Consider the following 14,747-nt stretch of genomic DNA (forward strand, 5'->3'; position numbering starts at 1 on the left):
ATGAGCCCGCCTCTCCGCGATCTCCTTGGCTATGGCGCCGTCCCGCCGGACCCCGACTGGCCCGGTAAGGCGCGAATCGCGGTTCAGATCGTTGTGAATTATGAGGAAGGCGCGGAGCGATCTATCCTCAATGGCGACCCTGAATCAGAGGCCTTCCTTTCCGACATGGTCGGGGCGCGCCCCATAAAAGGCGCCCGCTCCATGGCGATGGAAAGTCTTTATGAATACGGCGCCCGGGCAGGGTTTTGGCGGCTTTATCGGCTATTGTCGGGGCAAGGCTGGCCGGTCACGGTCTTTGGCGTCGCCGAGGCGCTGGCCGCCAACCCCGAGGCGGTCGACGCCATGAAAGCCGCCGATTGGGAGATCGCCAGCCATGGGCTGCGCTGGATCGACTATCAGAACATCCCCGAGGAGACAGAGAAGGATCATATTGCCCGCGCCATCGCTCTCCACACAGAGATCACGGGGGAGCGGCCCTTGGGCTTTTATCAAGGACGGACAAGTCCGCACACAGCCCGTCTTGTGGTGGAGGATGGCGGGTTCCTCTATGATGCTGACAGCTATGCAGACGACCTCCCTTATTACGATACCCGTCACGGGCGGCCCCAATTGGTCGTTCCCTATACCCTCGAAGCGAACGATATGAAGTTCGTCGCCCTCAATGGCTTTCCCGACGGTGACAGCTTTGCCCGCTATTTGATCGACAGCTTTGACACTCTTTATGCTGAAGGAGGGCGAATGATGTCGGTGGGCTTGCATGGACGCATTGCCGGCCGTCCGGCCCGCACAGCAGGGCTGAAGCGTTTTCTCGACCATGTCGGCAGTCACGATCATGTATGGCGCGCCCGGCGCATCGATATCGCCCGCCACTGGCTTGAGAGGCATCCCTATGCCGCTTAAGCCCCTCCCCCTTGATCAGATCAATGAGATGGCAGAAGCCGACTATGTCGCCGCCCTCGGCTTTCTCTTCGAGCACAGCCCTTGGGTCGTTGAGCGATCAGCGGCCCACCGCCCCTTTGCCACCACCGAGGCGATGATGTCGGCCTTCGGCACCGTTCTTGAGACAGCCTCCCGCGAGGAGGTACTGGGGCTTCTCAATGCCCACCCAGACCTTGCAGGAAAAGCAGCGCGCGCCGGCAAACTGACGGCCCATTCCACCAAGGAACAGGCCGCCGCTGGCCTTAATTCCCTCACTGAGGATGAGTATGACCGGTTCCATTACTGGAACCGAGCCTATCACGACAAATACGGCATTCCCTTCATCATCTGCGTTCGTAATCACGATCGCGCCGCCATTCTCGCCGCGATGGAAACCAGATCTCAAAGCCATCGTACCGTGGACGAAGAAGTGTCGACCGCTCTCGATGAAGTTCTCGCCATCGTCCGCCACCGCTTGAAGGAGGTCGTCCATGACCCATCTCGCTGAACTCGAATCCCGTGTTCGAACTGACCTCGAAACGCTGGGTATCCCCGGCGCCCCATGGACAAGACGGCGCCCAGGTATTTACGACGTGGTCATTGTCGGCGGTGGGCAAAGCGGCCTTGGCGCGGGTTTCGGTCTTCTGAAAGAACGCGTGACGAATTTTCTTATCGTCGATGAGAATGAGGAGGGTCAAGAAGGTCCGTGGGCCACCTATGCCCGCATGTTGACCTTGCGGACCCCCAAAACGCTGACATCGATCGACCTTGGCATCCCCTCCCTCACCTTTCGCCAATGGTGGATTGCCCAGCATGGCGAGCCGGGGTGGGAGTCCCTCGACAAAATTCCGCGACTTGAGTGGAACGATTATCTACGATGGTTCCGACAGACCCTGGGCCTGCCGGTGGAGAACGGGACCAAACTCCTGTCCCTTTCCGAAGCGGCAAACGGGGTCTTTTCCCTCGTACTCGACCGCCGGGGACGGAAAGAAATCGTGATGACCCGCAAGGTCGTCCTGGCAACGGGCATCCAGGGCGGCGGCGAATGGCACGTCCCGCGGTTCGTGTCCGACGTTCTGCCTCAAGAGCGATATGCTCATACCTGTAAAGCCATCGATTACAGCCAGTTGGCCGGAAAACGGATCGCCATTCTGGGGGCCGGGGCCTCCTCCTTCGATAATGCCAATGCGGCTCTGACCGCTGGGGTGAAGGAGGCCCACGTCTTTGTCCGCCGACCGAGCTTGCCGCAGGTCAATCCCATCCGCTTCATGGAACGTAGCGGCGTTATCCCCCGCTTTGCTACGCTGAGCGATGAGATGAAATACGAGATCATGGCGTCTTTTTTCGACCGAAGTCAGCCGCCGACCAACGACACCTTCAACCGTGCCGCGGCGTGGGAGGGGTTCCATCTGCATCTCGGCGCCCCCTGGCAGGCGCTCGCCGATACCCCCGACGGGGTGGAGATCACGACCCCCCACGGCGTGACCAAGGCCGATTTCCTCGTGCTCTCCACGGGGCTTGTCACCGACCCCGATCTGCGGCCCGAATTGGGGGCCCTCGCCGACAAGATGGCGCGGTGGGGGGACCGGTTTACCCCGCGCGAGGAGATCAGGAACGCCGTCCTCGACGCCCACCCCTATTTGGGCGGCCATTTCGATGTTTACCCCCGTACCGAAGCGGATGCCAAAGCAGTATACGGCCTGTTTCTTTTCAATTACGGCGCGCTTATCAGTCTTGGCCTTTCCGCCGCCGCCGTCTCCGGCCTTGGATATGCGATCCCCCGCCTAGCCCGCGGGATCGCCGACCAGCTCTTCCAGGATGATCAGGGCCCGTGGCTGCAGGACTATCTTGCCTATAGCGAACCGGAATTCGTGGCCCTCGATGAACGTGCTGTGGCCTCCACAAATGCGAAGGCGTCATGAGCGGTTTGTCCACCCATATTCTCGACCTGACCTGCGGCCAACCGGCAGTGGGGGTCGCTGTATCCCTATTCCGCGAAGAGACCCTTCTTGGGGCGGACAAAACCAATGAGGATGGTCGCTGCCGATCACTTCTGGGAGAGCGGGCCCTGACACAGGGGGCCTATCGGTTAATGTTCTCCGTAGGCGACTATTTCAAGGAAAAGGACCCTGACATCGTCCCCTTTTTCGATACCGTTTCCATCGACTTTGTGGTCAGCGATGTCTCTCGGCACCACCACGTCCCCCTCTTGGTGACGCCCCATGCCTATTCGACCTATAGGGGGAGCTGATCAATGGGTCTTGTTTCTGCCTTTTTCTCAGTATTCGCCTTGATTGGGGCCGGTGGCACCGGGATGACGGGCGATGGGCCGCCGCCCCCCCGTGCCCAAGCGCTGATCGACCATTACGACATGGCCCTCATCCCCCATGAGGGCGCATGGTTCGCCCTCAACCACCGTTCGGACCACGAAACGATCAGCGGTGCCGTCAGGGGGACTGAACGCAGGGCGCTTCACAATTCGATCTATGCCCTGATCACAGCACGAGATTTTTCCGCTCTTCACCGTCTTGATACAGACGAATATTGGACCTATCTCGGCGGGGCACCGGCTGAGATGCTGCTTTTGCACCCTGATGGCCGTGTCGAGCGCCCGATCCTCGGCCCCGACCCCCTTATCGGTCATCACCCCCAGATCCTCGTCCCCCGCGGGACGTGGATGGGCGCCCGTCCGGCGGAAACCATGGCTGAGGGGGGCGGTCAGGGATACACCTTCTTCTCGGCGACGCTCGCCCCGGCCTTCGAGCCCGCCGGATATGAGCCGGGGGATCGTGAGGCCCTCAGCGCTGCTTATCCCGAAGCCGCCGAGATGATCATCGCCCTCACCCGCCCCGAGGCAGGCGAAGAGGCGCCCCCCACCTCCCCGACTTCTGTCTATGGTGAGGGGATCAGTCTCGCCCCGGTGATCGGCCGGACAGGGCCCGTCGCCACTGACGCCCTCAGCGTGACTCGCTTCCGGCTAGAAGCGGGCGCAGCTCTTCCCCTCCTGAAGACGGCCGAGGGAACGGAGGCGTTGATCGTCCTTGACGGCACCGGGATTGCGGAGGTCGGGGAGACCCGGCAGTCCATCGCACCTGGCGATATCGTCTTTATGCCCCCAATCCTCCCCCATCGCGTAGAGGCGGTCACCGATCTGCGCTTTCTCGCCGTCACCGCCCCGGCCTACGATCCGTCGGATATCACGATCCTTGAGGCACCGCCCCCTGGCTCGCCCCGTTGAGCTTTTTCTCTCATACCCTGTCACTATAGCTGGAGACTGATCATGACCCATCCCCATTTCACTAAAGCGCGCCTATTATTGGCGCCCGCCCTCCTCAGCCTCATGGCTGCGTGCGGCGATAATGCGCCGGAACCCATTTCCGAACCCGAGGCGGACGCCGCCTCCTCGATGGTTGTCCTTGCCCAGCCGGACATGGACGAGAGCACGCCCCTGCCCGTCAAAGTGGTCATCGTGACCATGTTTGAAATCGGTGAGGATAGCGGCGATCAGGCCGGGGAGTTCCAATTGTGGAACGAGCGCCTGGACCTCGACACGGTTCTGCCCAATCCCGGCGGCCATCATGCCTATCACTATAATCCCGAAACCCAGATTCTCGGCATGGTCACCGGTATCGGGACCGCCAAATCCACCGCGGCGATTATGGGGCTAGGTCACGATGACCGCTTCGATGTCAGCAAGGCCTATTGGCTCGTGGCAGGGATTGCCGGCATCGACCCCGAAGACGCATCGATCGGATCGGCGGCCTGGGCCACCTATCTGGTGGACGGGGATCTTGCCCACGAAATCGATCCACGTGAGATTCCGGAGGATTGGGAAACCGGCTATTTCGCTCGCTATACAACGGGTCCGAACGATCCCAACCGGCCCGAACCGACCGGGGAATTGTTCATCGCCAACACGGCCCTTCGCGATTGGGCCTTTGAGCTGACAAAGGATATCGAGCTTCCAGACGATCCGCAGATCGCAGAAGAACGGGCCAGTTTTACCGAGCATCCCATGGCGCAAAAACCGCCCTTCGTGCTGAAAGGCGCCCAATTGGCCGCCATGACCTTTTGGCACGGCGAAATGATGAATGATTGGGCCAATGATTGGGTCGCGTATTGGACCGATGGCGAGGGCGATTTCGTGACCTCCGCCATGGAGGATACGGGCACCTTCCAGGCGCTGACCTATCTCGACGGCGCCGGCCTTGTGGATAAGGATCGCGGCATGGTTCTCCGGGCGGGGAGCAATTACACCATGCCGCCCCCCGGCGTAACGGCTGTGGATTATCTCCTCCGGGAGAACGAGGAATATAGCGGCCTGAATGCCGCCCTTGAGTCGCTTTATCTGGTCGGCTCGACGGTCATCGACGAATTGATCGAGAACTGGGATGTCTATGGCGACACGGTCCCCGGCAGCGACGCCGCGGAGTGATCGCACGAGCTGCCTTTGCGTCCTTCCGCCCTCGGAAGGATGCAAGGGAGCCTTAGGTAAGGGAAGACCACAATCGTCTCGAATATAATCAAGCGCGCCGTGGCCCCGTTCGCATAAAGCCAAGGCGATGGCTCAATGAGAAAGAGACGCTTTTCCACCAAGAGTGATCGACACGGCGTTAGGCGGCGTCGATCAACGCGAATTTTACAAGAAACAACAGGGCGAGGATAAGGACGCCGGGCGTGGCCTGGGCAATCCGCCCGGTCAGGAGTTTCAGCACCGCATAGGTGATGAACCCAAGCCCGATCCCCGTGGCGATGGAATACGTCAAAGGCATTGCGACCGCCGTGACCACGGCCGGCACGAAACTCGTCACATCGTCCCAATCGACCTCGGTCAGCCCCCTCACCATGACGCACCCGACAAAGACAAGGGCGGGTCCGGTGGCATAACTCTGAACCGCGCCCGCCAGGGGAGCAAAGAATAAGGCCAGCAGGAAGAGTAGCGCGACGGTCAGGGCTGTCAGACCGGTGCGCCCCCCTGCCCTGACGCCCGCTGCACTCTCCACATAGCTGGTGGTGCTGGACGTCCCAAGAAGGGAGCCGATGAGCGTCGCCGTACTGTCAGCGAAGAGCGCCAATCTCAAACGCGGCAACTTGCCATTCTCGTCGAGCAGTCCCGCACGCTGGGCCACGCCGACAAGCGTTCCCGCCGTGTCAAACAGATCGACGAAAAGAAAGGAGATCACGACACTGACCAACGCTAGATTGAACGCCTGTTGAAGATCAAGGGCGAAGAGGGTCGGCGCAATCGACGGCGGCGGCGCCACCACGCCCGGCACAGGAGAGATGCCCAAGATCACCCCGGCAAGCGTCGTCGCACCAATCCCGAGAATAATGCCGCCAGGGACCTTCAAGGCCTCAAGAACGCCGATGATCAAAAAGCCAAAGGCGGCCAGCCAAAGGGTGGGTTCGGCCAGATTGCCCAAGGTCACAAGGGTGACGGGGTGGTCGGCGATCATTCCCACACTGCTCAGCCCTATGATGATTAAAAACAGTCCCAGACCCGCCGTGATCGCCTGTTTCAGCTCAAGGGGGATCGCGTTGATGATCCACTCGCGTATGGGCAGCAGGGTGAGAGCGATAAAGATGACGCCGGAGAAAAAGACCGCGCCGAGGGCGACCTCCCATGGGATCCCCAGGCCGAGGACAACCCCATAGGTGAAAAAGGCATTGAGCCCCATCCCGGGGGCGAGAGCGATCGGATAATTGGCGAGAACGCCCATAATCGCCGTGCCAATCGCGGCGGCCAGACAGGTCGCAACAAAGACGGCGCCGCTGTCCATGCCCGCTTCGGAGAGGATCAACGGATTGACGACGATAATATAGGCCATGGCCAAAAAGGTCGTTACGCCCGCAATGATTTCGCGACTGACCGTCGTCCCCTGTGCCTCAAGACCAAAAAGCCGCTCGATCATTCTGTCCCAACTCCTCAACCGTCTCTCAGGCTTCCCCGGCTGGCCCCAACTGGCCGTCCTGCCAAGGCGATCTACGCACACGCAAGAGGTTTTGGCAAAAACGGCTGCCCTCTGGCCATAAACGAAAGATTTTGCGTAAGATCGGCTTATGGTCGATCAAAGCGACACTTCCGATGACCGGGTGAGATTCGTCCTCAATGGAGAGGTCAGATCGATCGCGCGCCCGGACCCCACCTCCTCCTTGCTCTCTTGGCTGCGTTATGACGCGCGCCTTACCGGAACGAAGGAAGGATGCGCGGAGGGCGATTGCGGCGCCTGTACGGTTGTCGTGGGAGAGCGGCGACGCGGGAAAATACGCTATCGCGCACTCAATGCGTGTACCCTCTTTTTGCCCATGGTCGATGGACGTGAGGTCATCACGGTCGAGGCGCTCTCCACCGGTGAGCGGCTGCACCCCGTTCAGCAAGCCATGGTCACCTGCCACGGCTCGCAATGCGGCTTTTGTACCCCTGGCTTTGTGATGTCCTTATTCGCCCGATATGAGGGGAAGGACGATTGCATGTCTGGGGATCTCAATGACTGCCTGGCGGGGAATCTCTGCCGCTGCACAGGCTATGGCCCCATTCAGCAGGCGGGAGACATGATGACCTCCCTTCCCGCCGAGGGGCTGAAGATCGACGAGGAGGCCGCGCATCGGCGGCTGGATAGTCTCGCGCGGACCTCCCCCCTTGCCTATCGTTACGACGAACCGGCCACCGCCACGACGAAGCATTTCTTCGCCCCCAAAAGTCTCGCGGCCCTGTTATCCCTGAAAGCGACCTATCCGAACGCGACGCTTGTGGCGGGCGCGACAGATGTCGCCCTATGGGTGAACAAGGACTTCCGTGTGTTGATTGAAATTATTTCGGTCAACGACGTTGAGGAATTGCGGTCGGTGACGGAAGACGATACCGTGCTGACGATTGGCGCCGGTGTAAGGTATACCGATGCCTTAGGGCCGCTGGTCGCGCTCTATCCCGCCTTCGGTCGTTTTCTCAGCCGACTTGGGGCGACACAGGTCCGAAATTCGGGCACGATCGGCGGCAATATTGCCAATGGATCTCCTATCGGGGATAGCCCTCCGGCCCTAATTGCCCTTGGGGCCACCTTGGTCCTCGCCTCCTCGTCGGGGGAGCGGCGGCTGCCCCTTGAGGAATTTTTCCTCGATTACGGCAAGCAAGATCTGCGACCGGACGAAATCGTGAAGGCGATTATCGTGCCGAAGCGGTCTCCTGATCAACTTGTCGCCTTTCGCAAAATTTCCAAACGCTTCGACCAAGACATCAGCGCCGTCTGCGGTGCCTTCTCCCTTCACGTCAGTGAGGGGATTATCCGTTCGGCGCGCGTCGCCTTTGGCGGCATGGCCGCGACACCAAGGCGCGCCCATGGCTGTGAAGCCGCCTTGGCGGGCGCTCGATTGAGCATGGAGGGGATAGCTCCGGCGCTGCGTGCTCTCACAAAGGATTTCACCCCCTTGAGCGATCTGCGCGCCACGGCGGCGTATCGACAGGCGGCCGCCCAGGCCCTGTTGGCTGCGATGATGAGGGAGGTCGATGCCTCAACGGCACCGATCGATCTGTACGACATCCCGCCGATCGCGGTGGAGGCCACCAATGCCTGACCATGGCGAGCCCCAACACCCTGAACAGACCAGAGAGATTAGGGGCGGGGTCCGACAATCCGTCGCCCATGAAAGTGCGGTCCGTCATGTCAGCGGGACCGCGAAATATATCGACGACCTCCCAGAGCCGCCCGGCCTTCTCCATCTCGCCTTTGGTGTATCGACGAAAGCCCATGCGACTATCCTCAATTGCGACCTCTCCGCCGTGCGCAACTATCCAGGCGTGGTTGCGGTATTGACCGCCGATATGATCCCTGGCCGGAACGATATCGGCCCTGTGATTAAGGATGATCCGCTATTTGCGGAGAATGAAGTCGTCTTTCATGGCCAGCCGATTTTCGCTGTCGTGGCGGAAAGTTATGACGGCGCGAGGCGAGCGGCCAGCCGCGCCAAGGTGAGCTATGGCGATCTGCCCGCCTATCTCGACATAAAGGCGGCCAGCCAGCACGGCTCCCTCATCGAAGAGACCCAACATATGGGCGCCCCGGTCGAAGAGGTCCGCCGACATATCGCGGAGGCCCCGCATCGGATAAGGGGAGATCTGACGATTGGCGGGCAGGACCACCTCTACCTCGAAGGACAGATCGCCATGGCGATTCCCGGTGAGGATCGCGAATTGCACGTCTTTTCTTCGACCCAGAACCCCACCGAGGCCCAGCATCTGATTGCTCAGGTTCTCGGTCGCGCCGATCACGACATCGTTGTCGAGACCCGCCGCATGGGCGGTGGGTTTGGGGGCAAGGAAACCCACCCTGCCCTCCCCGCGACCGCCGCGGCCCTCGCCGCCAGTCTGACCGGTCGGCCGGTGAAATGTCGTCTGACCCGGGACGAAGACATGATCATGACGGGTAAGCGTCACGATTTTCAAGCAGCCTATGAGGCAGGTATCGATGACGAGGGCCGCATGATCGGCGCCCATGTCGAGCTATCGTCGAGATGTGGTCATTCTACGGATCTGTCCATGGCCGTTAATGACCGCGCCATGTTTCATGTGGACAACACATATTTCCTAGGCCTCGCGGCGATCACCTCCCATCGGTATCGTACCCACACCGTCTCCAACACCGCCTTTCGCGGGTTTGGCGGCCCCCAGGGCATGCTGGCTGGTGAGCGGATGATGGATCAGATCGCTTTTGAGCTGAATGCTGACCCCTTAGATATTCGCCTCGCCAATCTCTACCGGAAAGGCCGCAATCTGACCCCTTACGGCCAGACGGTGGACGACGGTATCGCGCGTGAGCTGATTGAACGTGTTGCTCTTGAGGCAAACTATCGGGAGAGGCGGGCGGCCATTGACGCGTTCAATCGCGAAAGCCCGGTCCTCAAACGCGGGATTGCTCTTACGCCGGTGAAATTCGGGATCTCCTTCACTTCGACCCACCTTAATCAGGCGGGGGCGCTTGTGCATGTCTATCTCGACGGCAGCGTCCAGGTGAACCACGGCGGCACGGAGATGGGTCAGGGCCTCATGACAAAGGTGGCCCAGGTCGTTGCCGAAGAATTTCAGATCGATCTTGAGCGGATACGCGTGACATCGACCCGTACGGACAAAGTCCCCAACACCTCGGCGACCGCCGCCTCCTCCGGTTCAGACCTCAACGGTATGGCCGCAGCCAATGCGGCCCGCGAAATCAAACATCGGCTGACCGCTTTTGCCGCAGACCGATATGGGGTTTCGCCCGAGGAGATTCATTTCCGCAGCGGCAAGGTCTATGTAGGGAATGTCCCCCTTACCTTTACCGAAATTGTGGCCGCGGCCTATCGCGCGCGCATTTCGCTGTCGCAAACCGGATTTTATCGAACGCCGAAAATCCACTATGACCGGGCGACCCATCGTGGACGGCCGTTCTACTATTATGCCTATGGCGCCGCTGTCAGTGAGGTGGCCATTGATGCGACAACGGGGGAAAGCCGCGTCATGAAGGTCGATATTCTTCACGATGTCGGGCGCTCCCTCAATCCGGCGATCGACCGTGGACAGATCGAAGGGGGATTCATCCAGGGGCTCGGTTGGCTGACAAGTGAGGAACTGGTCTATGATTCAGAGGGGCGTCTGCGCACCCACGCGCCGTCGACCTATAAAATCCCCACTGCGCGGGACCGCCCGGCCGCCTTTACCATCGATATTTGGGAGCGGGGAGAGAACAAGGAAGAGACGATCCACCGGTCAAAAGCCGTGGGCGAACCGCCCTTCATGCTCGCGATCTCTGTCTTCTCTGCGCTCACCCATGCTGTCGCAGCGGTGGGCGAGCATCGGGTCTTTCCCGCGCTTCAAGCCCCCGCCACCCCTGAAGCGATCCTTATGGCGATCGAGGATATCCGGCGGCGGATGGAACCGGGGGCGAAAGGGGTCTCGTGAGTGTCGACTGGCGACACGCGGCCATTTCGGCCCTGACGGAAGGGCACCCCGTCGCCCTGATCCGGCAATGCAGTGTACGGGGATCAACCCCCCGTGAAGCCGGCGCCAAAATGGTCGTGACCGAGACCTCAACGGCGGGAACCATAGGGGGCGGCCAGTTGGAATGGCAGGCGACCGATCAGGCCCGGCGCCTCCTCGCCCAACCGGACCTGACCTATCGTCTCCAGGATTACCCTTTAGGGCCGATTCTTCAGCAATGCTGCGGCGGTTTTGCCCGCCTTCTGATCGAACGCCTCGGGCGCGAAGACCTCAACTGGCTATCCGCCGGAGATAACGGATCGTCTGGGGCCTATATCAAAACCGAGTGGGGGCAAAATACGCGATCGACCATCCCCATCTCCCAAGCAGCCTGGCCGGAGCAGGCCCACGACCGGATCGTCCTTGTCGACAAAAGCGACCGCCCCCTCACCGCCAACGATCCCCTATCCCATGTGGCCGCCGTCTACGAACATCTTTCGCCCCCGCCCCGTCCTGTCGTGATTTTCGGTGCAGGCCATGTCGGTCAACGTCTCGCGCATATCATGTGCCAAACGGACCGTCCCGTCGCAGTGATCGACACGCGCGCCGAGAGCCTTTCCGCCCTCGCGGCTTTGCCCCTCAAGACCTATCTGACGGAGATGCCGGCCGCCGAACGATCCCGATTTCCCCTCAACTCAGACTTCGTCGTGCTCACTCACTCCCACGAACTCGACTATATGATCGTTTTGAACATTCTCAGTTCGCCGGCAACAGGCCTGTGCGGATTGATTGGGAGCCGGACGAAAAATCAGCGTTTCCTTAGACGGCTGAGGCAGGATGGGGTGACGGAGCTGCGGTGTTCTGATCTGACCTGCCCCATCGGGGCGGGTGTGCTTAAGGGGAAAACCCCCGCCGCGATTGCGATCGATATCGCAGCGGGCCTCCTCCAGCGGGATGAAGAAGCCATCGATTCGGGCCTCTCTCTCACCGCTCCCACCACCCAACTCATCGCCGCGGAATGACAGCCCCACCACTTGCTCTCCGGTCCTCCCTCGCCTGGCTACGTGCTGATCCAGCTCATCACCCGGACGCCCTTGTCTATCACGAGGATGGCCTGATCTTTCTATCGGGGGGCCGTATTCAGATGGCCGGGCCCTTCGATCAGTTGGTCGGTCAGCTTCCGAGCCAGATCTCTCCCGAAGAGATAAAGGACGCCCTCGTCATCCCTGGCCTCATTGATCTTCACACACATTTTCCTCAAACGGATATGATAGCATCCTACGGGGAGCAACTTCTCGATTGGCTTGCCAACTATACTTTTCCAACAGAGTTGGCTTTTGCGGATGCAGCACATAGCCGAGAGGTTGCAAGAGCCTTCACTGACGAACTTATCCGGCATGGAACGACCACCGCGTTGGTGTTTGGCACCGTCCATGCCGAGGCCGTCGACCACCTATTCTCTGAGGCCGCTGCGATCAATATGCGGATGATCGCCGGAAAGGTGCTGATGGATCGCAACGCCCCAGAGGGATTATTGGATGGCGCTGATTATGGAGAAGCCGCCTGTCGACACTTGATCGAGAAATGGCACGGATATCAGCGCTTGTCATATGCGCTCACCCCTCGCTTCGCGCCGACATCATCTCCCGACCAACTCGCCATGACGGGGCGGCTTCTTGCCGAAACCCCCTCTCTCTATCTCCAGACCCATATGTCGGAAAACCCCTCGGAAATTGCTTGGGTCACCTCCCTTTTTCCCGAATGCGAGGGCTATCTTGATACCTATGACACCTTCAATTTAGTGGGGTCACGATCCGTCTTTGCCCATTGTATCCACCTTACCGACCGGGAACGGACCCGACTGGCCGACGCAGGCAGTTCCATCGCCTTTTGTCCGACATCAAATCTTTTTCTTGGCAGTGGATTGTTCGATTATGAGAAGTGCAAGCAGGCAAACCTTTCCATCGGTTTGGGGACGGATATAGGGGCGGGGACAAGCTTTTCCCTCCTCAGCACGATGGGCGAAGCCTACAAGGTGGGCCAATTGCGCGGTGCCCCTCTCCCCCCCTGTGAGGCGTTTTATATGGCCACACTCGGCGGCGCCAAAGCCCTTTCGCTTGACCACGCCATTGGCACATTGGCGCCGGGGACGGAGGCGGATCTTGTGGTTCTTGATATGAAAGCGACATCGCTCATCGGCCGTCGCATGGCCAATGCGCCGCGTCTCGAAGACCGTCTCTTCGCGCTCGCCATCCTAGGCGATGACCGCGCCATCGCCCGGACCTATATCGACGGTCGGCGTGTGAAATGATCAATAGGCGTCTTCGAACGCGGCAAAGCGCCGTTCGAGGTCGATCTGCAATCGCGCTTTTTCGCTGTCATCGGCGAAGCGTCGGCAAGCCCGGCTGTCAAAGCGTCCGCGACAGGCCGAAATGAGGCGACCTGCCGCAACATCTTCGAACAGGGGCGCCCCCGGCAGGAAAGACGATTGCAAGCTCTGCCGAGAAAGGGTCTTCAGATCCTCATAGGACAGATCGTATCGCTCAGCCGCCAATTGATACTCTGTCGTCAAATCGTTTCGCAGCACGCCTTCGTCATCCGTCGACAGAACGATGGGGACACCAAACTGCCGATAGGTGGTGATCGGGTGTTGGTCCCCCTTAACCCCTAAAATGACCTCATTACTCGTCAGGTTGATCTCAACCGTTACGCCCTGGTCGGCCATTTGTTGCAATAGCGCGGGCGCATCCGTCTCATAGCCGATACCCACGCCGTGCCCAATTCGGCGCGCCCGCGCCACATCGACCGCCTCACGGATATGATAGGTCATATCCTCAAGCTCGGTCAGCCCTGACCACAGCTCACCGGCATGAAGGGTAAACCCCACTTCGGGATATTTCTCTGCAAAATAAGCGAACATCTTCATATGGAGACGATAATCGCGGAGGGCGATGGCAGCATGTTCCGGTGCCAGAATATTGACACCAACACTCAGAGGGTCCTCCGCCGCAATCATAAAGTGCAGCATTATCTGCGAGAAGACCAATTCCGGCGGGAGCGTCCTGACAGCTGCCCCTAATTGGCGATACGCGACGGCACAGCCGGGTGCGGGCGTGTCGGAGTCGCAGCGCAAAATGGCGTCGGCCTCTGCCGCCATCTCGGCAAGAAGGGCGCGCCCGGACGACACCAATTCGGCCATGCCCCCCGCCATCAACGCCTCTTCATAGGCGGCAAAGTCCGCGTCGGTCTCACCATTAAGTGTTTCGGTGACCCCCATCTGGGCAGGGATGGGAATCCCCAAAGACCATATGGGCTCGACATAGACAATATTCTGAAGGGCCGCCGTTTCTCTGATCCAGGCAAGGCTTTCCCCGCGATAAGCCCGAAAGGCGGGATAGAAACGATCGAAGGTCGAAAAGAAATGGTCCGCCCCGGAATTGTCCCCAGGCTTACCCGAAGGGGCGAAATTCCGCACCGAAAACGACTCAATAGCTGCGCTGCGACAATCTTCGTCCGTTATAAGGACACTGACTCGCACATTTGTCCCCGCCGAGCAGGACGACGCGATCTCCTCGACCTGACTACAGGGAACGAACGCAGGGTCCTCCGCGGCGTAACAGAGCTCCGGGTCCTCAGCCCCATCCGCCGTCCATTCGATCAAGCTCTCTGCATATACCGCTCCAGGCAAATGCGTATGCAGATCGCCACCCTTTGGCATTGCTTGAAGAAACGCTCTCCCTTGCGTGAAGTCGCCCCTTATCTCTTCGAAGAAAGCCGCCGTCGCTTCGGTCGGCCGGGTATCCTCCCCGCAGGACACCACGTTACCCGCCGCCAGTAGCGCGAAAACGCTGAGGAGAATGCGCATTGTCAGCCCCATTTC

The 14,747-nt window shown here is 60.1% G+C and carries 12 protein-coding genes; 10 read left to right on the forward strand and 2 right to left on the reverse strand.

Annotation, left to right across the window (positions count from 1 at the left end; all coding sequences use genetic code 11):
• The 6 genes from puuE to PB2503_RS10990 are packed head-to-tail and all read left to right on the forward strand — an operon-like array spanning position 1 to position 5,353.
• A complete protein-coding gene (puuE, locus tag PB2503_RS10965) occupies positions 1–900 on the forward strand; it encodes an allantoinase PuuE (protein ID WP_013301324.1) in 900 nt (299 codons plus the stop codon).
• Entirely contained in the window at positions 890–1,426 is a 537-nt protein-coding gene (gene uraD / locus PB2503_RS10970) for a 2-oxo-4-hydroxy-4-carboxy-5-ureidoimidazoline decarboxylase (protein ID WP_013301325.1), read from the forward strand. Before puuE ends, uraD begins: the two co-directional genes overlap by 11 nt.
• The gene (locus PB2503_RS10975; RefSeq protein WP_013301326.1) at positions 1,410–2,840 is read left to right on the forward strand and encodes an FAD/NAD(P)-binding protein; all 1,431 of its coding nucleotides are present in this window, start codon (positions 1,410–1,412) and stop codon (positions 2,838–2,840) included. The genes uraD and PB2503_RS10975 overlap by 17 nt, the downstream gene beginning before the upstream one ends.
• Positions 2,837–3,169 carry a hydroxyisourate hydrolase gene (uraH, locus tag PB2503_RS10980; protein ID WP_013301327.1) on the forward strand — a complete coding sequence of 111 codons (333 nt, stop codon included), beginning with the start codon at positions 2,837–2,839 and terminating at the stop codon, positions 3,167–3,169. Before PB2503_RS10975 ends, uraH begins: the two co-directional genes overlap by 4 nt.
• A 3-nt stretch (positions 3,170–3,172) precedes the next feature.
• On the forward strand, positions 3,173–4,156 hold the full coding sequence (locus PB2503_RS14730) for a cupin domain-containing protein (protein ID WP_013301328.1): 984 nt from the start codon (positions 3,173–3,175) through the stop codon (positions 4,154–4,156).
• 42 nt (positions 4,157–4,198) lie between these two features.
• Positions 4,199–5,353 (forward strand): purine nucleoside permease, encoded by a 1,155-nt coding sequence (locus PB2503_RS10990; RefSeq protein ID WP_013301329.1) that lies wholly within the window; start codon positions 4,199–4,201, stop codon positions 5,351–5,353.
• Positions 5,354–5,531: 178 nt separating this feature from the next.
• Here the strand turns inward: PB2503_RS10990 and PB2503_RS10995 are convergent, their stop codons facing one another.
• Complete coding sequence (locus tag PB2503_RS10995; RefSeq protein ID WP_013301330.1) at positions 5,532–6,830, reverse strand: NCS2 family permease; 1,299 nt, start codon at positions 6,828–6,830, stop codon at positions 5,532–5,534.
• Between the two features lie 148 nt (positions 6,831–6,978).
• Between PB2503_RS10995 and xdhA the strand changes: the two genes are divergently transcribed.
• From xdhA to guaD, 4 genes are read left to right on the forward strand one after another with little or no spacing between them, the layout of a single operon-like run.
• On the forward strand, positions 6,979–8,490 hold the full coding sequence (xdhA, locus tag PB2503_RS11000; RefSeq protein ID WP_013301331.1) for a xanthine dehydrogenase small subunit: 1,512 nt from the start codon (positions 6,979–6,981) through the stop codon (positions 8,488–8,490).
• Positions 8,483–10,849: a xanthine dehydrogenase molybdopterin binding subunit gene (xdhB, locus tag PB2503_RS11005; protein ID WP_013301332.1), complete on the forward strand. Its 2,367-nt coding sequence runs from the start codon at positions 8,483–8,485 to the stop codon at positions 10,847–10,849. The genes xdhA and xdhB overlap by 8 nt, the downstream gene beginning before the upstream one ends.
• Complete coding sequence (gene xdhC / locus PB2503_RS11010) at positions 10,846–11,889, forward strand: xanthine dehydrogenase accessory protein XdhC (RefSeq protein WP_013301333.1); 1,044 nt, start codon at positions 10,846–10,848, stop codon at positions 11,887–11,889. The genes xdhB and xdhC overlap by 4 nt, the downstream gene beginning before the upstream one ends.
• Entirely contained in the window at positions 11,886–13,178 is a 1,293-nt protein-coding gene (gene guaD, locus PB2503_RS11015; protein WP_041534992.1) for a guanine deaminase, read from the forward strand. The genes xdhC and guaD overlap by 4 nt, the downstream gene beginning before the upstream one ends.
• Here the strand turns inward: guaD and PB2503_RS11020 are convergent, their stop codons facing one another.
• A complete protein-coding gene (locus PB2503_RS11020; RefSeq protein WP_013301335.1) occupies positions 13,179–14,732 on the reverse strand; it encodes an amidohydrolase family protein in 1,554 nt (517 codons plus the stop codon).
• Between the last annotated feature and the right edge of the window lie 15 nt (positions 14,733–14,747).

The organism is Parvularcula bermudensis HTCC2503 (assembly GCF_000152825.2).
Taxonomy (GTDB): domain Bacteria; phylum Pseudomonadota; class Alphaproteobacteria; order Caulobacterales; family Parvularculaceae; genus Parvularcula; species Parvularcula bermudensis.